General features: G+C 39.7%; 21 protein-coding genes and 1 tRNA gene. 11 read left to right on the top strand and 11 right to left on the bottom strand.

Annotation, left to right across the window (positions count from 1 at the left end; all coding sequences use genetic code 11):
- The first annotated feature begins 480 nt into the window (after window positions 1-480).
- The 3 genes from QAI40_RS10420 to QAI40_RS10430 all read left to right on the top strand — a co-directional run bounded on the left by QAI40_RS10420 (window position 481) and on the right by QAI40_RS10430 (window position 2819).
- Window positions 481-1266, top strand: a complete 786-nt coding sequence (locus QAI40_RS10420) for a hypothetical protein (RefSeq protein ID WP_299981453.1) — start codon at window positions 481-483, stop codon at window positions 1264-1266.
- A 316-nt stretch (window positions 1267-1582) separates the two neighbouring features.
- The gene (locus QAI40_RS10425; RefSeq protein ID WP_299981451.1) at window positions 1583-1897 is read left to right on the top strand and encodes a hypothetical protein; all 315 of its coding nucleotides are present in this window, start codon (window positions 1583-1585) and stop codon (window positions 1895-1897) included.
- A complete protein-coding gene (locus tag QAI40_RS10430) occupies window positions 1842-2819 on the top strand; it encodes a tyrosine-type recombinase/integrase (protein WP_299981449.1) in 978 nt (325 codons plus the stop codon). The genes QAI40_RS10425 and QAI40_RS10430 overlap by 56 nt, the downstream gene beginning before the upstream one ends.
- 75 nt (window positions 2820-2894) lie before the next feature.
- Here the strand turns inward: QAI40_RS10430 and QAI40_RS10435 are convergent.
- The 7 genes from QAI40_RS10435 to tatA form a co-directional block, all read right to left on the bottom strand.
- Window positions 2895-2969, bottom strand: a tRNA-Glu gene (locus QAI40_RS10435).
- 57 nt (window positions 2970-3026) lie between these two features.
- Entirely contained in the window at window positions 3027-3233 is a 207-nt protein-coding gene (locus tag QAI40_RS10440) for a PLDc N-terminal domain-containing protein (RefSeq protein WP_299981447.1), read from the bottom strand.
- Window positions 3234-3247: 14 nt separating this feature from the next.
- Window positions 3248-4132, bottom strand: coding sequence for a lytic murein transglycosylase (locus QAI40_RS10445; RefSeq protein WP_299981445.1), 885 nt, complete (start codon window positions 4130-4132; stop codon window positions 3248-3250).
- Window positions 4133-4357: 225 nt separating this feature from the next.
- Window positions 4358-5770, bottom strand: coding sequence for a type I glutamate--ammonia ligase (gene glnA, locus QAI40_RS10450; protein WP_299981443.1), 1413 nt, complete (start codon window positions 5768-5770; stop codon window positions 4358-4360).
- Window positions 5771-5804: 34 nt separating this feature from the next.
- Window positions 5805-6143, bottom strand: coding sequence for a P-II family nitrogen regulator (locus tag QAI40_RS10455; protein ID WP_299981441.1), 339 nt, complete (start codon window positions 6141-6143; stop codon window positions 5805-5807).
- Window positions 6130-8763 (bottom strand): [protein-PII] uridylyltransferase, encoded by a 2634-nt coding sequence (gene glnD / locus QAI40_RS10460; protein ID WP_299981439.1) that lies wholly within the window; start codon window positions 8761-8763, stop codon window positions 6130-6132. Before glnD ends, QAI40_RS10455 begins: the two co-directional genes overlap by 14 nt.
- A 299-nt stretch (window positions 8764-9062) precedes the next feature.
- Window positions 9063-9251, bottom strand: coding sequence for a twin-arginine translocase TatA/TatE family subunit (gene tatA, locus QAI40_RS10465; protein WP_299981437.1), 189 nt, complete (start codon window positions 9249-9251; stop codon window positions 9063-9065).
- A gap of 231 nt (window positions 9252-9482) precedes the next feature.
- Here tatA and QAI40_RS10470 point away from each other — a divergent pair, with 231 nt between their 5' ends.
- Both QAI40_RS10470 and QAI40_RS10475 read left to right on the top strand, forming a co-directional pair.
- On the top strand, window positions 9483-10334 hold the full coding sequence (locus tag QAI40_RS10470) for an AAA family ATPase (RefSeq protein ID WP_299981435.1): 852 nt from the start codon (window positions 9483-9485) through the stop codon (window positions 10332-10334).
- A gap of 14 nt (window positions 10335-10348) precedes the next feature.
- Window positions 10349-11542 (top strand): vWA domain-containing protein, encoded by a 1194-nt coding sequence (locus tag QAI40_RS10475; RefSeq protein ID WP_299981433.1) that lies wholly within the window; start codon window positions 10349-10351, stop codon window positions 11540-11542.
- A 42-nt stretch (window positions 11543-11584) separates the two neighbouring features.
- On the opposite strand, the gene QAI40_RS10480 is transcribed toward QAI40_RS10475, so the two are convergent.
- Complete coding sequence (locus tag QAI40_RS10480; RefSeq protein ID WP_299981431.1) at window positions 11585-12370, bottom strand: TatD family hydrolase; 786 nt, start codon at window positions 12368-12370, stop codon at window positions 11585-11587.
- Between the two features lie 205 nt (window positions 12371-12575).
- Between QAI40_RS10480 and QAI40_RS17095 the strand changes: the two genes are divergently transcribed.
- From QAI40_RS17095 to QAI40_RS10505, 6 genes are read left to right on the top strand one after another with little or no spacing between them, the layout of a single operon-like run.
- Window positions 12576-12965, top strand: a complete 390-nt coding sequence (locus QAI40_RS17095) for a cell division ATP-binding protein FtsE (protein ID WP_331520632.1) — start codon at window positions 12576-12578, stop codon at window positions 12963-12965.
- Between the two features lie 11 nt (window positions 12966-12976).
- Window positions 12977-13270, top strand: a complete 294-nt coding sequence (locus QAI40_RS17100; RefSeq protein WP_331520633.1) for an ATP-binding cassette domain-containing protein — start codon at window positions 12977-12979, stop codon at window positions 13268-13270.
- Between the two features lie 19 nt (window positions 13271-13289).
- On the top strand, window positions 13290-14165 hold the full coding sequence (ftsX, locus tag QAI40_RS10490) for a permease-like cell division protein FtsX (RefSeq protein WP_299981429.1): 876 nt from the start codon (window positions 13290-13292) through the stop codon (window positions 14163-14165).
- Window positions 14132-15283, top strand: a complete 1152-nt coding sequence (locus QAI40_RS10495; protein ID WP_299981427.1) for a murein hydrolase activator EnvC family protein — start codon at window positions 14132-14134, stop codon at window positions 15281-15283. Before ftsX ends, QAI40_RS10495 begins: the two co-directional genes overlap by 34 nt.
- A gap of 2 nt (window positions 15284-15285) precedes the next feature.
- Window positions 15286-16620, top strand: coding sequence for a S41 family peptidase (locus QAI40_RS10500; protein ID WP_299981425.1), 1335 nt, complete (start codon window positions 15286-15288; stop codon window positions 16618-16620).
- Window positions 16610-17635: a divergent polysaccharide deacetylase family protein gene (locus tag QAI40_RS10505; protein ID WP_299981423.1), complete on the top strand. Its 1026-nt coding sequence runs from the start codon at window positions 16610-16612 to the stop codon at window positions 17633-17635. The genes QAI40_RS10500 and QAI40_RS10505 overlap by 11 nt, the downstream gene beginning before the upstream one ends.
- A gap of 7 nt (window positions 17636-17642) precedes the next feature.
- Here the strand turns inward: QAI40_RS10505 and QAI40_RS10510 are convergent, their stop codons facing one another.
- Genes QAI40_RS10510 through QAI40_RS10520 form a run of 3 tightly spaced genes read right to left on the bottom strand, consistent with a single transcriptional unit; the run spans window position 17643 to window position 19909 of the window.
- On the bottom strand, window positions 17643-18188 hold the full coding sequence (locus QAI40_RS10510; RefSeq protein ID WP_299981421.1) for a YkgJ family cysteine cluster protein: 546 nt from the start codon (window positions 18186-18188) through the stop codon (window positions 17643-17645).
- Between the two features lie 18 nt (window positions 18189-18206).
- Window positions 18207-19112, bottom strand: a complete 906-nt coding sequence (locus QAI40_RS10515; protein ID WP_299981419.1) for an NUDIX hydrolase — start codon at window positions 19110-19112, stop codon at window positions 18207-18209.
- A 20-nt stretch (window positions 19113-19132) separates the two neighbouring features.
- Entirely contained in the window at window positions 19133-19909 is a 777-nt protein-coding gene (locus QAI40_RS10520) for a type III pantothenate kinase (protein ID WP_299981417.1), read from the bottom strand.
- Window positions 19910-19913 lie beyond the last annotated feature (4 nt).

A 19913-nucleotide genomic window follows, 5' to 3' on the forward strand; every position in this document is an offset into this window, starting at 1 on the left:
TCACTACATTGACGAGCAAAAAAATAAATATAATAAATACAGTGCGTTATATTTTCAACCCCATGGTTTTTTGATAAAATTAGCCTTGATTTTTAAAAAAATGACGAACTTGGGTTAAGAGGACTGTTAAATGGAAGTTATACACTTGTCAATTTAAAACTAAATCAAGAAATTTACCCTGTGAATGCTAACACAAATAAATCTTATTCTATTATTTATTTAAATAAAGAAAGTAATTCTAAATCAAGATATATTCTTCAACCATGTAGTATTTCCAATTCTCAATTCAGTACCACAACTAAAACTAACTCACATAAATTCCATAATACTTCCAATATCCTATACCCTAATATCTTAACCAGTAATCTTCTTTCTCATATACAAATCCTTATACATCTATCCAGTACTCAGGAGAATCTTTCAAATAGACTGATAAATAAGGCTCTCATGATTTCAAATGAGAAGCTATTGGATTACTTTATGAACTGGTTATTTTTCTTGAATAAAGACATCAAAATGGGAAAAGCTTACGAGGAAACAAAACGGCTTTATCGAGTCAGAAGAAGCCTTGGCAAGCTTGGTATGTCAGAATTGATTTTCAGGTTAAAATACCAATCACTTCATCGAGTGTATAATATGGAATCCTTCAAGAAAGGTGGTCGCTTCTATGGGGGAGCTCATCTGGACATTCAAAGCCATATGCGGGGATTTATCAGAATCAATGGTGAACCAGTGGTAGAGTGGGATTATGATGCCCTCCACATCTTTATGCTTTATCATCTCCGTGGACTTGACATAGATATAGAACAAGACCCATATGACATCATTGTTGGACCAGAAGAGAGAGGATTAAAGAAAACCGTACTGCTCACTGCCATCAATGCCAAAGATGATGAATTAGCAGTAAAAGGCATCCGAAAAGAACTTGTTGATGATGGAATAAAAGGAGAGGTCCTAACTAACAAATCGATTGAAAGTCTTCTTTACCGCGCGAAACTGGCACATCCCGACATTGCTGATGACATCGGTTCTGGTAAAGGCAGAATGCTTCAAAATCTTGACAGCAGAATTGCGGATGCCATCTTGACCAATCTAATGACTGAAAATATTCCAGCTTTGCCCGTTCATGACAGTTTTATCGTGCCCCAGCAGAACGAAGACCGATTACGGGAATTGATGATAGGTGAATATGAAAAGGTGATGAAATTCAAGCCAGGAATAACAAAAAAGAAAAATAGGAACCGACCAAAGAAATGGTCAAATTAAAATGAAAGGCACATACAGACCCTTCAAAATAAAAGGTGCTTTGTAAGCCTAGATGATTGGTGAGTATCAGAAAAGGATGGGATTTAAGCCCATTGTTGAGGTGAAATAATGAATAGAAAACTGAAAGGAGGTGATGAATTATGCTTATGGCTTAGTGAAGGGATGATTTATTCATCCCATACTGCATACCAAAATACTTCAACGAGCGTCATCTCGTAAATCTGTTGGTGTAGCGGTTTATTGACCGCATAGGGCACACGCCGCCCTGCAAGTCCGTGGATAGGCTACGGGATAATTGAAGTATTGTGGGGCAATAATGTTAGAAAATGAACTTGGTAAAAGCCTTACACCGAAGTATGTCGCAAAGTACCTTGGTGTAAATGTTAAATTAATTCGGCAAAATTATAAAAAACTAGGTGGAATGCGCTTGGGTCATCGTTTCATTTTTTTTGAGAAAGGAGTTGAAAATGCCATATGCAAAGAATGGGAAATGGAAAGCCCAAGTGAGGAAGTACGGAAAGAGGAAAGAAAAAACGTTCAAGACAAAGAAAGAAGCACTGGCATGGGAAAGCAAAATGCATCAGTCAGAAAGCGAATGGGAAGAAAAGACGAACACAACCTGCTTGATTGATTGGGCAGAAGCCTACTTAAATTATTGTCTGGGGGAGTTTGTTAAAAAAACGTATAAAGAAAAGCAGAGTGCTTTTAAGCGCTTTTTTAAGAGTGTTGACCCATATCTTGATGTAGCAAACCTAACCCGAGGAATAGCCTTGAAGCATCTTACAGATCAGAAAGAGGATAGGAGCGGGTATGCTTCCAATAAAGACAGAAAAAATCTATTGGCAGGTTGGAACTGGGGAATGGAGTTTATGGAGCCACGGTTGCCACTGGAAAATCCTTTTGCCGTACCCAAGAGGCGAGAGGATAGGTCTCCGAGGTATATTCCACCAGTAGAAGACTTTTGGAAAGCTTTTGGTATTACAAAAGGACAAGATAGGGTAATGCTAATGACTTTCTTATATACTGCTTGTCGGCGTGGGGAGGCTTTCAGACTCAAATGGGATGATGTTGATTTTGAGAAAAATCGTATCCGTCTGTGGACCCGTAAGCGGGAGAGTGGATCGTTGGAGCCCGATTGGCTTCCTATGATTAAAGAGCTTCGTATGGAATTGATAAAGTGGAAAATGGTCTGCCCTGTTAAAAGCGAGTATGTTTTTGTATGTCTGGAAAAGAAACATTTTTGTGTTGAGTTTTACGGTGGACCATTTAAACACCGACAGCATTTTATGAAAAAACTTTGTAAAAAAGCTAATGTCAAACCATTTGGCTTCCACTCCATAAGACATTTGACAGCTAGTATCCTTTATTTCAAGGGTGTCAGCCAGTCAGCAATTCAAGACATTCTCCGGCACAAGAATCCAACGACGACAAATAGATATTTGAAAACGTTTGGACCTAAAAATGCAAGAAAGGCATTAGAAACTTTATCAACGTGTTATAATGATAGTGAGGTAAGGATAGATGATGTTCCAATTGATATATTTGGGCAGTAAAATAAAAAAAGCCGTCCAAGGAGCCGTCAACTCTTTGAATGACTTTTTGTCAAGTTTGTAACAAGCTGTTATCAATGGTGATCCCACGGGGAATCGAACCCCGGTTTCCGGCGTGAGAGGCCAGCGTCCTAACCGCTAGACGATGGGACCACAAAAAGTACTTATATTTATATTAAAGTGTGTATATTGTCAAATAAAATTACCGGCTTATGCGGGCTTCTTTTTTTGTCCTTTTTTGAAACCAAAGATAAGATATATCAGCCAGCCTATGATGGGAATGATGGCAATAAAGTGCCAGATGATTTTGACTTTTATTGACCCGAAATCCTTAAGGATAATGTCGATTAAGGCCAGCATGGTCAGGCCGAAAGATATGGCAGAAATAAGCAGGATATATAAAATGGTTTGGTCCATCAGGGATGATTTTTTTATCCTTTTAACTTGTCTGAGATTTTTAACAATATGTCCACATAGTAATTACTGTGGTTATAGCTGAATAATACCTTATGCTGTTTTTGCCTTGCAATTCCGGGTTTCCAGCCATGATGTTTCAGGTAGTTGGCCACGCTGAAAATGGCATCGGCATGGGTGAAAAGATCGATTTTGCCATCGTTGTTTCCATCTTTGGCAAGTTTGAGAGCATTGGAAGGCATGAATTGAGAAATTCCCAGGGCTCCTGCATATGAGCCTTTGATGCTTTCGGGCGCAATCTTTTCTTGTTCTGAATATTTGATGAGTGCTTTGAGTTCCTCATATCCCCATTTTGATCGTTTCGCAACTTTTTTTATAAAGGCCTCTTTTTCGGTTTTTTTCTTGTCAGGAATGGAGTTCCAAATCCTTTCCCTCAATGTATCATCTGTCAACGCAGCCATGGTGGAAAGGGTGTTAATAACGGTTCGTTTTCCAAGATATGCACCAAGCCGTGTTTCAACAAGCAAAATAGCGGTGACAATTGTTTTATCAACGCCATATGTTTTTTGCGCCTGGTCAAGAGCATTTTTATGAGCGTCTAAATATTTCAAGGCATTTTTAATAGATTTTTTTGATGTAAACTGGTTGTAGTTAAGACTTGACTCTGTATGAACAAAGAACAGGGAGACACCTTCAGGATTGAAAAAAATATTTTTGTTGGAAAACAATAGTTCCACCTTTTTTTTTTCAAATCCATCATGGATAAGTTGTTGGATTAATTTGTCAAATTCATTGCCTTTCTTAGTTTCATGCCCCGACAAAGGAGAGGATAGGATTAAAAAGGAGATGAAAATAAAAAAAGTGATAAGTTTTGTGTGTAATGATGGCAACGTAAGTCTCATGGTTTTTTTTGCCCGCTCCTTTTTTTTCGATCATATGCCAGACATCGCAAAATTGTAAAAAGAACCATACGATTACAATTTTTACTTCTTATATCCTATTTTTTTTCGGATTGCATTAAAAAAATATGGCAGGGAAAATAATCAGGAGTTTTTCTATAAAAAACACCCGGTCACGGTAACTGCAGATGACCGGGTGTCGGTTTGGTTTAAATCCTTTAAAAAGGTTTAAATGTCGTAATAGAGATAGAATTCATGGGGATGAGGACGACTGATAACCGGTTTAACTTCGTTTTCCATTTTATAGTCAATCCAGTATTCAATTACATCTTTGGTAAATACATCGCCTTTCAGCAGAAAATCATGATCTTCTTTCAGGGCATTCAGCGCTTCTTCCAGGGAACCTGGTGCGGATTCCATTTCAGCAAGCTCTTCCGGTGGAAGATCATAAATGTTTTTGTCCATTGGATCGCCCGGATCGATTTTGTTCTGGATACCGTCAATCATGGCCATTGCAATGGCTGCAAAAGCCATGTACCCGTTGCATGAGGGATCTGGGGTCCGAAATTCGATACGCTTGGCTTTGGGAGATCCCGAATACATGGGCAGGCGGATGGCCGCACTTCTGTTCCTGCTGGAATATGCAAGGTTGATCGGGGCTTCAAAACCCGGAACAAGTCGCTTGTAGGAGTTGGTAGTGGGATTCGTTATAGCACAAAGAGCTTTGCAATGTTTCATGATGCCGCCGATGGAGTAAAGGGCCATATCTGACATGCCGGCATACTTGTTACCCGCAAATAAAGGAACCCCATCTTTCCAGAAACTCATATGGGTGTGCATGCCGGTTCCATTGTCACCATACAATGGTTTGGGCATGAAGGTGACGGTGTGATCATGTTTAGCGGCAACATTTTTAAGGACATATTTGAACCATGCAAGGCTGTCTCCCATGTTTAAAAGGGAATCAAATCGAAGATCGATTTCAGATTGGCCGGCTGCGCCGACTTCATGGTGCTGACATTCCATGGCAATCCCGAGGTCTTCCAGGGTCAGCATCATCTCGGTTCTCATGTCCTGATATTTATCTGCTGGGGGCAAGGGGAAATATCCTTGTTTCGGTCGGATTTTGTGTCCAAGGTTAGGCATTTCATCTGAGCCGGTATTCCAATGTGCTTCAGGAGAATCAATCTCGAAAAAGGAGGCATTGGGTTCGGAAGAATAGCGAATATTGCTGAAGATGAAAAATTCAGGTTCAGGTCCAACATAGATAGTATCTCCCAGGCCCGTGCTTTTGATATATTGTTCAACTTTTTTAGCAATGCCCCTTGGATCCCGGCTATAAGCTTCCATGGTAATGGGATCATGGATATTACCGATGATGGCAAGGGTCGGAACCTTGAAAAAGGGATCAATTTTAGCAGTTCCGGCTTCAGGGATAACAATCATATCAGAGTTATCAATATTCTGCCATGCCCTCATGCTTGATCCGTCAAATCCAAATCCGTCTTCAAATGCAGACTCTCCAAACTCACCAACAGGGACTGAAAAGTGCTGCCATGTGCCGATAAAATCCATGTATCGGAGATCAACGACTTTTACACCATTTTCTTTTGTCATTGCTATTACATCTTTGGGTGTCATTTTGTTTCCTCTCTTAAAGTGGTATTAATATATATTAAAGTGCATCTGTCCCTGTCTCACCGGTTCTTACCCGGATGACCTGTTCAACAGGTGACACAAAAATTTTTCCATCTCCGATTTTTCCGCTTTTGGCAGCGTTCCTGACAGTTTCGACAGTTTCGTCTGCTCTATCATCGCTGACAACGATTTCAACTTTTATTTTGGGTACAAAGTCCACAACATATTCCGCGCCTCTGTATATTTCCTTATGCCCCTTTTGCCGGCCATATCCGTTAACTTCGGTAACCGTCATTCCATAGATACCGATTTCGCTTAAGGCTTCTTTTACATCATCCAGTTTGAATGGTTTTAGAATTGCCTCAATTTTTTTCATTATTAACCTCCTTTGAATATATTTGTGGAAGACTTTTCAAAATCGCATTTTTTATCTGCGCCAGTCCTTGTTCAGTTTCAATTTTTGCATCATTTTCAAGACTTCTGACATAAAAAATATCAATTACCTGGTCGACTTTTGTGGCGACCATGGCAACATTGACATTTGTATGACTCCGGTACAATGCATTGGTAATGGAAAATAAAAGCCCTGGAAAATCATAGGTAAACACTTCAATGATGGTAAAAAAGCTGGATGTTTCATTGTCGATCCGGATGGTATTAGGTTCGGGAGTTTTGCCGGAGGATACCCTAAGCGTTCGGGGTATTTTATCCAGGGCGTTATCCAGGAAATGATCGTCGCTAATGGCAAGGATCAGATCGTTTTCCGCCTTTTCCCATTTTTCTTTTTCAAAAATTCTATCTTTGGGTGGTTTGACCTTGAAAATATCTATCACATGTTCTTCCCCAAGCGAATAGGCCTGGGAAGCAACGATGCCCAAACCGTTTAAAAAGAAAACCCCTGCAATTTTTGAATAAAACCCGGGTTTGTCTTTTCCGCAAATGGATACGGTACGGATATCCGAGTCATTATCCTTTGATATTTGCCAGATAAAATCTTTGGCCTTAAGATTCCTGTAAAGATTTATATGGTTGACAATGTTTTTCGATGGAACATGGACCAGATACCTTTGGGGCATGGATTCAAGCTGTTTGTTTATTTCATCCTCGCGCCACCCTTGTTTTAAAAGTCGTAGAACTTCATTTTTCTTTTTGTCGATGACTCTCTGGGTTCTCTTTGATGCCAGATCTCCTTTTTTAAGGATACCCATTGTTTTTAAAAAGAGATCTTTTAAAAGATTTTCAGTCCAATCATTCCAGGCCTTGGGCCCTGTTGCCTTGGAGTCTGCCACGGTCAGCAAATAGAGCATTCTTAATAGTCTGATTTTTCCAATCTTATTGGCCATGTATACAGCGGTTTCTTCATCCGAGATATCTCTTCGGGTAGCAGTCTTTACAAAAATAAGATGGTTTTCAATTAAAAAAACAGCGTCTTCGATTTCTGTTGAATTGAATCCAAATCGTTCGAAAATGGGTTTTGCTATCTTTGCGCCCCTCTTTGAATGTTCTTTTGCAGGATCTGATTTGCCGATATCGTGGAGCAGGGCTGTAAAAAACAAGATATTTTTATTTCTTACTTCCTTGAATACTGAATAATAAAGGGTGTCCGCGGCTGACTCACTGTAACCTTTAAAGCTGTTAATGATCTGGACGCATCTAATGGAGTGTTTATCCACTGGAAACAGATGATAATGGTTATACTGAATCTTGTTCACAAGGGCAGAAAATTCAGGGATTAATTTTTCCAGGATGCCTGTTGCCAGCATAACGTTCAGAACATTGAATTCCCAGTAAGACAGGGAAAGGATTTTTTTAAATATTTTAATGCAGGCAAGATTTTTTTTAATTTCATCATCCACAAGATGTAAGAATTCATTTACAATTCTTCTGGCTTCAATGGATAAGGGGATTTTTTTTAGTCCACTCTCAAGAAAAATTTTTAATAAAAGATCCGGTTTTTGCAAGATAGCCACAGTGTTGATAAAATAGAGTCTTCTTTTTTTAATCACTAACCCGTCTGTTTTTGTGGGGCGAGGTTCGGCAGTTCCTTTTTTGATGCGGACGCTTCCAAGAATATCTTCAAAAGTGATCTGGTTGATTTGTTTTAAAAAATCCATTCGGTTGTGAAGATCACCCAAAAAATGTTCAACACCCGGCCGTCGATTTTTTGATCGATACCCTAAAAGACTGGCCAGTTCTGTCTGGTATTCAAAATGAAGCGTGTCGCATTTTCTTTTTGTGATATGATGCAGACAATTTCTGATTTTCCAAATATCACTTAGAGACTCTTTCAGGGTTAAGTATTCATAATTTGATAAGAAGCCATAGTATTCCAGATCCCTTCTTGTTTTGATATTGGATTTTATTTTTGCATACCATAAAAGAGTATGGTAATCCCGAAGGCCCCCGAATCCTGATTTTAAGTCCGGAGCAATGAGGTAAGTAGAATCCCCAAAGTCAAAATGCCTTTTTTCACCATGCTCGAACAGATAGTTGAGTGTGTTTTTTAAGTGTTTGGCAGATAAATCTGATCTGAATTTTTCCATAAAGGATGTGTAAATCAATGATGCACCGCAAACAAACCTGGCATCCAGCATGGTAGTTAAAATATCAAACCGTTCAAAGGCCATCTGAAGACATTCGTTGATATCTCTAACCGCATATCCGACTTCAAATCGGGTATCCCACAGGGGATAAAGAAGTTCCTGTACAAAAGCTTCAACTTCGGGAGGGACGCTTTTTTCAAACAGGATTAAAAGATCGATATCAGAATGAATGCACTGCTCTTTTCTGCCATACCCTCCAAGGGCGATGATAGCAAAGGGGGTTCTGGCAATGGTCATTTTTCTTGCAGCAATGCTTTTTTCAAACACTGAAAAAAAGTATTCATCTATAACAGATGTATGTTTTTCAAGAAACTCAGGTTCATCCCCACAAAGAAAATGTTTTATCAAGGCTTCTCGTTTTTTGATTAATATGTCTGTGTTTGTTTTATCCATATCTGTTTTGCCTGTATTTGTTTAACATAAGCAATGGTCGTGCCAGGGCAGGCCTGGCACGACCTTCATTAAAAGGCATTAAAATATAAGCGGAAAACTACCGTATATAAAAAATTTACCACAAAAATGTTATAAATAATATAAAATAAATTTCATTTTTGCAATTTAATGAATGGGTGCCAAGATTGTGGCAAGCCTGAACTAAAAATTATAGAGGGAAGATATAATAAGGAAGGGTCGTTGCAGCCATGATTTTATCCAAAGGCGGTGGTAATGAATGATATAATAATTGCTTTTTTTTAGTCTTTTTCGATTTTTTCCGGCTCGTCTTCTTTGTCTTCAATTTTAGGCTCTTTGGTTCCTTTTTTGAAGTTTCTTATTCCTTTGCCCAGGCCGGCCCCGATTTCAGGAAGTTTTCCTGCGCCGAATATAATAAGGATAATTACAAGAATGATTATCAGTTCCGGCATTCCTAACCCACCAATCATAGCACACTCCTAATTTACGTCATACTGTTGTTAATTTAAAATTATTAACACTAAGTTATTAAAATGTCAATCTTTTAGAATTTTTTCAAAAGCAGATAGAGTTACATTTTTGTAATATATTTTCATTCAGGAGACTTTTTAAAAAAAACTTGTTAAAAGCTATTTTGTGATTATTATTAACATCGAAAATTTGTGTAAAACTTAAACGGAAACCATATATGGAGATGCTGTATGTATCAGGAATCGAATAATGAATTTCAGGGTGCAAAAAAATATGTCCTGGATCAGGAACTTGCCTCAATCGTTAATATATCAATGAAACTTGAGATGCCGCTGCTTCTCAAAGGAGAGCCGGGAACCGGGAAAACCATGCTGGCCCATGCCATTGTAGAAAATTTGAATATGCCTTTAATCGTCCTTAATGTTAAATCCAGCATGAAACTGATTGAGGCATTATATCAATATGATACCCTGACCCGTTTAAATGATTCCAGGTTCGGGGATTCCAAAAGGGATGTGAGTAATATTGATGAGTATATTAAAATGGGAAAGATCGGCCAGGCTTTTTGTTCAGACAAAAGAACAGTGCTGTTGATTGATGAAATTGATAAGGCAGATACGGATTTCCAGGATGATATGCTGGATGTTCTTGACCAGATGCAGTTTGATATCATTGAAACTGATAAAACCATAAAAGCCAGGTACAGGCCGGTTATCATTATTACATCCAATGCAAAAAAAGATCTTTCCGATCCCTTTTTAGGCAGATGTAATTTTCATCATATTGCCTTTCCTGATCCCAAAATGATGAGAAAGATCATCAGCGTTCATTTTGAAGACATTGATTCAACGCTTGCCCAGAATGCCATTGACGCATTCTACAGCATGCGGGAGATAGATTCCATTGAGAAGAAACCGGCTACAAGGGAATTGATCAACTGGATCAGGGCATTGAATGCAGATCCTGATTTCAGGGCAAAAGACCTTGTTAAAGGGAAGCTTCCGTTTCTAGGGGTCCTGTTTAAAAAGAGCCCTGACTATGAAAGAGCAGCAAATATAGCGTCAAGAAGACGAATGTTTTAATTGTTGGTGAATAGATGTTTGTAAAATTTTTCTATACTTTAAAAGAGATCGGGATACCGGTATCTCCCACATCTTTTCTCACGTTGCAAAAGGCGTTGCACCAGGGGATCATTAACAACCTGGAGGATTTTTATACCTGTGCCAGATCCATCCTTGTCAAGAGCGAGAGGTATTTTGATCTGTATGATCAGGTATTTGTTCACCATTTTGAAGGGGTGCCTTTGCCTGAAAATGACGGGTTTGAAATTGATGAAATTGCCCGGGGCATGCTGGACGAATGGCTTAAAAATCCTAAAAATGTGGCGGATGCATTGGGGGTTGATGAAGAAAAGCTCAAGAATATGTCGCCGGAAGAATTGATTGAATATTTCAAAGAACGGCTGAAAGACCAGGACGGAGAACATCATGGCGGCTATAAATGGATTGGTACCGGCGGATATTCACCGGTTGGACATTCCGGCCACCATCCCGGCGGTATGCGGGTTGGTGGAGAATCCAGAAACAAATCTGCGGTAAAAGTTGCCAATGAGCGCCGATATAAAGATTATTCAACATCAGGGCCTTTAACTCAGGCACAACTCGGTGAGGCGCTCAAACGCTTGAGGCACATGATTCCATCAGGGCCTAAGGATACGATCAATATTGATGAAACCATCAAGGAGACCCTGAGAAATGCCGGTGAAATTGAGCTTATGTTTGACAGGACATTAAAGGACAGGCTCAAGATTATCCTGGTCATTGACAATGGCGGCTGGTCAATGGATCCTTATATCCAGGCAGTTCAAACCCTTTTTGATTACGCACGATCTCAGTTCAAGGAAGTCAAAACTTATTTTTTCCATAACACGATCTATGATTATGTATGGGAAGATTCGGCCAGGTACAAGAAACCCAAGAATATCATTGAATTTTCACGGCTTGATCCTGATACAAGGCTGATTGTTGTCGGGGATGCCAGCATGGCACCCTATGAACTTATGGCCCATGATGGCTCCATCCATATCTCGGAAAGAAGTGGGCGACCCAGCATAGATCAGCTCAATTTTTTGACCAAAACCTTTTCACATTCTGTCTGGCTGAACCCGGTTTCAGAAACCATGTGGGGATATACGCACAGCATTATAGCCATTTCAAAAATTTTTTCCATGTATGAATTATCCCTGGACGGCCTTGAAAAAGCTGTAAGCAAACTCATGAGCAAAAACTGATGATTTGACACTGCAAACGACCCGGTTAAAAAAATAATCTGGTTAAAAGTCAACCCTGTAAAGTGTCCTGGTATTATTAAATATGATTTGTGAAAGATTTTCCGGATCAGTATTTCTAATCTCAGCAAGTCTCAGCAGGACTGATTTTACAAAGCCGGGTTCATTGCGGCGTATCTTATTTTTTTGAGGGGCTGGCGTAAGGTACGGGGCATCTGTTTCAATCAGTATCCGGTCTTCAGGAATAAGTGGTGCAATACTTCTTAAATATTCCCCCCGTTCTTTTAAGGTCAATATCCCTGTAATACCAATATAATATCCAAGATCAAGATACTTGAACAGGTCTTCTTTGGTGCCGGAAAAACAGTGTATTACTCCTTTACGGCTTTTCGGACCGTCGGATTCTAAAATATCATAAAATCTTCCCTTTGAATCGCGTTCATGGAAAATCAGTGGCAGGTCAAGGTTGCCGGCGATCTCAAGCTGGCTTGTAAAGCAGTCTTCCTGGTCTTGAACAGGTGAAAACATCCGGTTAAAATCAAGACCGGTTTCTCCCCAGGCCTTAACGCAAGGATTGTCTTTGGCAATACTGATCAAAGCGTCCAGGTTTTCTTTGGAACAATACTTTGCATCATGGGGATGAATTCCAACGGATGTGATGATATTTTTATGATTGCCGGCTATTTTAATGGCTTTTAAAGATGTATTGATATCAATACCGACAATCATGATGCCTTGGACATTTTCATTTTCTGCCCGGTCAATCATATCTTGAAAATCTTTATCATAGCATTTGTCATCAATATGAGAATGGGAATCAAATAATATCATTTCTATTTTTTACCTTATTTTAATGGGTTATGCTTTTACTTAAATATATTAAGCCTTCACTGAATGGAAGAAGCCGTTTTACGGTAACAGTGAAGGCTCAATGTAAGGAAAACTGTTTTTCAGCACTCCTTGACACAGGCATTTTATAACAGTAAATTCAGTTTCAGTCAATTAAGGACGGCCCAGATAACATAATTGTAAAGATATGAACGATAAGAATAATAAAAATTCAATAATACGGTTGTTTAATGTCAGTAAAAGATTTGGAGGGAAGCTTGCCTTAAAGAACATTACCCTTGATATCCAACAGGGCGAATTTATTTTTATTTCAGGTCCTTCAGGAGCAGGAAAGTCAACCCTGCTGAAAATATTGTATCTTGCTGACAATATTTTTGAAGGACAGGTCCTGATTGACGGCATGAACCTTTCTCGGATCTCTTCTTCAAAACTCCCTGTTTTACGGCGGCGGTTTGGAATTGTATTCCAGGATTTTAAATTGATTCCCACCCGGACGGTCTATGAAAACATAGCCCTTGTTTTGGAAGCTGCCGGAAAAAAAACCTCTTTTATAAAAAAAAAGTCATGCAGGTATTGAGAAGCATGGGCATGGAAAAAAAGGCCAAAGCTCTTCCTTTAACACTGTCAGGGGGAGAACAGCAGCGGGTTGCCGTGGCAAGGGCAGTGGTCGGGGAACCTTCCATTATTCTTGCAGATGAACCCACCGGCAGTCTGGATTCAACCTCTGCCCGGGCCATTCTTGATTTTTTAATAGAATACCATAAAAAAGGGGCGACTATATTAATTGCCAGCCACGATCTGCATCTCATGAAAAATACGATTCAAGGCAAAAATATTGAACTCAATGCCGGTAAAATTATACGAACCGATATCATGCTTTAAAATAAGAAGAGACATCTAAATGACCCATTTTTTAAAAAGAGCCTTAGCAGATATCCGATCAAATAAATTTTTAAATTTAATTACAATCATAACAATTTCTCTTTCCATACTGGTGGTCAGTGTTTTTTTGCTGTTTTTTGAGAATGCCGGCAGGGTTATTGAATCATGGAACCAGGGCGGGCGGGCAATGATTTATCTTAAAGAAGAATTCAATGCAGATATGCTGCCCCAATTAAAAGCAAAAATCAATTCTCTGGGTGATATCGATGCAATGGTCTATATTTCAAAAGCAAAAGCCCTTGATACACTTAAAAAAAACATGGCCTCCCAGACCACCTTTTTAAAGACCTTAAAAGAAAATCCTTTGCCGGATGCCCTGGAGATTAAAATAAGGTCCTATAATAATTTCCAGGAAGTTCAGACCCTTGTTCAAAATATAAAAGCCATTGATATTGTTGACGACATTGAATATGGCCAGGGCTGGCTGGGTAAATTTTTAAAAATTTTTAACCTGTTCAAAATTACCGGATATGCCATGTGCGGTTTCTTCTTTTTAATGGCCCTGTTTATTACGGCAAATACCGTGCGGCTGGCGTTTTACTCCCGCAAACTTGAAGTTGAAATTATGCGCCTTGTGGGTGCGACAGAAACCTTTATCAAGGCGCCCTTTTATATAGAAGGTCTTATTCAGGGATTTCTGGGCGGGATTCTGGGCCTGGGCGCCCTTTTAATAACCTATATGATGGTTTCATCGGGAATTACACAAAGCCTTGCTTCCTATGTGTATTTGGATATTCAGTTTCTGTCCGTTAAAATGGTCATGTTCATTATTTTCAGCAGTACCTTTCTGGGTTGGTTTGGATGTTATTTATCCTTAAAACAAATATTCAAATAGCCATTTTTGCCGGGTGGCTTCTCTTTTTATCATCAAGTGCCGGCCTTGCCGCTCAGGATAAGGTTCCTGATATCCGTGCCAAAATTCAAACCCAGGAAAAAATGGTGAAATCGTTTTCCCAAAAAGAAGTTGCAATCATAGAAGGATTAAATGAAATTGATCATACATTGAATAAAGCCCGTATAAAATCCTTAGCACTGTCAAAAGAAGTTAGGCAGCTGGAAGGAAAAATAGAACACCTCAATCGGGGCAAAAAAAGATTGTTAAAAGAAATTATTCTAAATCAAAATTATGCTGGAAAAAGACTGAGCGCACTCTATAAAATGAGTATGATTGGCAGGCTGGATGTTGCAGGACGGCCTTCGTCTGTATTTGATTTTTTTCTCCAGCAAAATTCAATGAGGCGTGTCATTACCTCTGATTTTCAGGTCCTGGAGAAACAGAATTTGGATCTTGAAAAGTTTGAAACACTGGAACAGGAGTTGCAAAAAGAAATCCAGGCAAAAACAGCCCTTGAAGCAGAACTCAATGATCAAATAAGGATTAATAAAAAAGAGACCCTGAAAAAGGAGTTGATTTTAAAAGAGATTCGTCAAAAAAAGAAATTATCCCTTGCTGCGGTTGAGTCCTTAAAATATGCGGCACTTCAACTGGATAAGCGGATCAGCAGTCTGCAAAAGCATGAGGCGTCTGGGGTAAGTGATTCCTCTTTTTCAAATTATCAAGGGCGACTGCTGATTCCGGTAAAGGGTAAAATTATTTCAAAATTCGGTCCTTCAAGGATCGGGGATTACAAATCCTTCACTTTTCAAAAAGGAATTGATATAAAGGTGGAAAGGGGTAAGCCTGTAAAATCCGTTTTTCGGGGACAGATCATGTTCGCCCAATGGCTGAAAGGTTATGGAAATTTACTGATAATCGATCATGGAGACAACTACTATACGCTGTATGCCCATGTTGAAGAGATTTTCAAACAAAAAGGGGAAAGTGTTGAAACCGGTGAAGTAATTGCAACGACAGGTGACACCGGATCAATAAAAGGGGTATGCCTGCATTTTGAGGTCAGGCATCATGGGAAACCTGTAAATCCTCTGAAGTGGTTAAGAAAAGGAGCGTAAAGATGAAAGCCAGATTTTATAACATATTCAAGTCCGGGTTTTCCTTAGGTGTTGCAGCCTGCGTATTTATATCTATTGCCGGGTTTAAAAGTACGTTGCAGGCTGATGATAATACTTATAAGTCATTAAAGCTGTTTGCAGATGTTTTGGAAGAGTTGGAGAAAAATTATGTGGATGATGTAGACGGTGAAGAATTGATCCATAATGCCATTAAAGGCATGGTGGGAAATCTTGATCCGCATTCAAGTTTTATGCCTCCCGAGGCCTTTGATGAACTCCAGGATGATACAAAAGGAGAATTTTCCGGCATTGGTATTGTGATCACCATGAAAGACGCAATTTTAACAGTGGTATCACCCATTGAAGGAACACCGGCATATAAAGCCGGTATTCAGGCCGGGGATATCATCATCAGAATTGATGATAAGTCAACAAAAGATATGGCCCTTTGGGAAGCCGTTAACATGATGCGGGGCCCCAGACATAAAATCGTATTGATCACTGTTATCCGGGAAGATGAACCGGAATCCATTGAATTCTCCCTTAAGCGGGATATGATTCCCATGGAAAGTGTCAGAAGCGCAATGCTGGAACCGGGATATGGATACCTTCGTATTACTAATTTCAGAATGAGCACCCTTGATGACATAAAAAAACATTTAGAGAAACTGGAGTCGAAAAACAACGGATTAAATGGCCTTGTCATGGATTTAAGGGATAATCCGGGCGGTCTCCTGGATCAGGCGGTTAAAATATCCGATCTTTTCCTTGCTCAGGGTAATATTGTTTCTATTAAAGGAAGGCAGGAAAGAAATACACAGGTGTTTAAGGCATCCCCAAACGATGAAGATCGTAATTATCCTATTGTAGTTCTGATCAACGGCGGGTCAGCTTCCGCTTCTGAAATTGTGGCAGGTGCATTGCAAGACCACTCACGGGCATTGATTTTAGGAACAACTTCCTTTGGAAAAGGGTCTGTGCAGACGGTTCATCCTTTAAAAGAAGGGTTTGGAATTAAATATACCATTGCACGATATTATACGCCCAATGAAAAGTCCATACAGGCCAAAGGTATTGAGCCTGATATAGAAGTGGAATACGAGATTCTTGAAAAAAAAGAAAAAAAGATGTCCACATTTGACAGAATGATAAGAGAGAAAGATTTAAAAAATAGTTTAAAACCTGAAAAGACAAGGCAACCGGAAAAAATTAAAAAACAATCCAGAAAACATCAGAGACTTCTTGATACTGACCAGCTTCAACAGGATGCGCAAGTTAAAAGAGCCCTCGATATTTTGATAAGCTATGGAGTATTCAGTAAACTAAATGGCAGCTAAAAAAAAGGTTAAAAAAAAGGCAGTACCAAGAAAACAGACAACCCGCCGGAAAAGCCAGAAACCAGTCCTCTTCAATGAATTAAAAAAAATTCTTGTGGGAATAGTCATTTTGGTTTCGGTGTGTCTAATCGTGGCGATGATAGCAGATCTTTTTTTTCAGCCCGGACGTATTGAGAGAAAGAGAGAGGTGGTTACAAAGCCGTTGGACAAATCCAACATCAAGGAAGTAAAGGCTAAAAAGGCAGTAACGGGATTGAAAGAAAAATCAGATAAATCTATAAGATATGAAGTGTTTGAGGATATTGATCACACAACCGTGGAAAAGCCGCCGCCACCCGGAAAAGATCATATCCCCCAAATTGCCATTATTATTGATGATATCGGATATGATAAGAAAATAGCTCTGGCATTATGTGATTTAAATTCAAATATCACCTTTTCAGTATTACCCTTTGCACCATTTGGGAAGGATATTTCTGGAAAACTGCATGCAAAGGGTTCACAATTAATGCTTCATCTGCCCATGGAACCTGTTGAATATCCCGATATTAATCCCGGACCGGGTGCAATTTTATCCGGCATGTCTCCCGACGTTCTTATAGATCAGCTAAGAAAAAATATTAGGGATATTTCCTATATTGTCGGGGTGAACAACCATATGGGGTCAAAGTTGACCTCCCATTCAGACCAGATGAACCAGATTTTTTCCATTTTGAAAAAAGAAAATTTATTCTTTGTAGACTCAAGGACTGCACCGAAATCCCAGTGCAAAGCATCTGCAAGACTGTTGAAGCTTAAATTTGCCCAAAGAGATGTCTTTTTGGATAATTTCCAGAACACAGAGTATATCACAGGACAGTTTAAAGAATTGGTTGATCTGGCAAAGAAACATGGATCAGCCATTGGTATCGGTCATCCATACAAAGCCACTCTGCAAACCCTTTCAAGGGAATTGCCCAAGCTGAAAAACAAAGTGGAGATTGTTCGTGTCAGTACACTGACAGCTATTCCATGATAATGATTCATTCCATTTCATCTAACAGGAAAATGGCCTTTGAAATGGGGATTCTTTCAGGTGAAGGTAAAGTTGTTTCAATGGATTCAAGAAAATGACGATTGACTGCAATCAGTGTAGTATTTAATTGTTCGATGCTGAGTAAAATATCCTTTGGAAAAGATGCCATGCCTTTAAAATTTTCAGGACAGAAATCGACAAGGGTTTCCCCGTCTTTTTCAATATAGATGGGGTATCCGTGCGTCCGACAGATGACGGGGCGGGCAGGATATAAGATACAGGTCCTGTCGATTAAAAGTGGACAGGCATCCTCCTCCTTTTTTAAATGTTTAACAACGATATCCCGTGTTTCTTCAGGCAGTTTGATAAAGGCCGCTGATATTGCGAATGCTTCAACAGGGAAAAGGGTTAAAAATTTGCAGCAGGAGTCACACCCTTTTTTGCAAACGATTTTATCCGGGTATTTTTTTTCTATATGCCGAATATGGTCATCGACACGTTTTAGAAGAGCACTATAGTTTTTTAAGGCTAAATGAATAATGTTTTCATCCATTTTTTAAGTTTTTGATCTCTATACTCCAACTGGTTTCCAGACACCCTTATCGCACCATATTCTTGAGAATTGTGAACCTGGGGGAAGCACTTTTTTGGAAAAATCTGAGGTGTCAATATCACAATCTTTATCGCACATGGGGTCCCAGGGCTCTAAAATCACAGGCCCATTTGAAGATGGAACAAGACGTGGGGAAATAGGATCTCCCCAGGAACGGGTTTGAATTTCGCGTTTAAGTTCATTAAGATTGTTGAATTTTAACAGCTGGGTCAACGTCACGACAGCAGGAGGGCTCAAAGGGATCTTGGCTTCAAGGTTTCGTTCAAGGGCGTTTTGAGGGGTAAGCCAGATCCCGTGTTTGGTTTCCCTATTGTCGGGTACACAGGTTTGATTTTCCGGCATGAAAACAAGAAAGAACCGGGTATCAAATCTTTTTTTCATTAATTTTGGGGTAATCCAGTGGGACCACCTCCCAAGGCTTGAGAATGACAAAGTCCAGTTTTGGCTCATCATTTTTGTTCTGAACCAGGATTTTGGGAGATCCCTATTTAATCGGTATGTGCAGATATCATCAATATCTTTTTGAGTTTTACCCTTACCGGATGCAATAAAAACGCCTGCTTCTTCAAGGGTTTCCCGGATGGCAGCAATGCTGAATCCAAGGGCGTCTTCGGTTGAAAATGTATTTGCGCCAAGCTGTTTTTCGATTTGATCCGGAGGCATGTCAATGTGGGGAGCCCAATGGGCTAACCCCAAGTCTTCCGGGTCTACCACGCCTCCGGGAAAAACATATAATCCGCCCATGAATCCGGATTTTTTACTTCTTCTTAAAAGATAGATTTCAAGTGCTTTGTTTTTTTCTCTTACAAGGATTACCGTTGAGGCTTCTCTTAATGGCGGAGGAGCATTTTTTTTATCAGTCATATCATTATCTTTATTCCGTGTTACCGGTTTCCAACTTCATTGCTGATGATCTTTAAACCATCAAGGGTCAGGGTTTGCTCTACCTTTTCAATGGTTTTAGATATTCCGGATATCAATGGTGCCAGGCCACCCGTGGCAAGGATTCGGGGCGCGCCACCCATTTCTTTTGTCATCCTTTCTACCATCCCGTCCACCATGGCAGCATTTCCATGAATAATGCCGGATTTAATGCTTTCAATAGTATCTTTGCCGATGATCTTTTCGGGCGCCTCGAATATTTCTACCCTGGGCAGCCTGGATGCCTTTTGAAAAAGAGCTTCGGAAGAAATCATGACACCCGGTACAATGGCACCGCCCAGGTATTCTCCCTTTCCGGAGATAGCATCAAAGGTTGTCGCAGTTCCAAAATCAATAATGATAAGAGATGTTTTATACTTATCGTAAGCAGCCACAGCATTGACGATCCTGTCGGCCCCCACTTCATTTGGGTTATTATAGAGAATCGGCATCAGTTTTTTAACAGAGTTCGAATTTATCCATAGGGGAGTTAAGTCAAGATACTTTTCGCAGAATGCATTCAGGATAGGGACCGATGAAGGAACAACCGAGGAAATAACGGTTCTGTCAATATTTTTACGATTAATGCCTTTGTCTGAGAAAAGTGCGTTGGCAAGTACATTGAATTCATCAGCAGTTGAGTTTCTAGTTGTCCTGATTCTCCAGTCATGTTTGAGTGTATCGCCGTCATAGACACCGATAACGGTATTTGTGTTTCCCACATCAATTACAAGAAGCATAAGT

This window comes from Desulfobacula sp. (assembly GCF_030611305.1).
Classification (GTDB): domain Bacteria; phylum Desulfobacterota; class Desulfobacteria; order Desulfobacterales; family Desulfobacteraceae; genus Desulfobacula.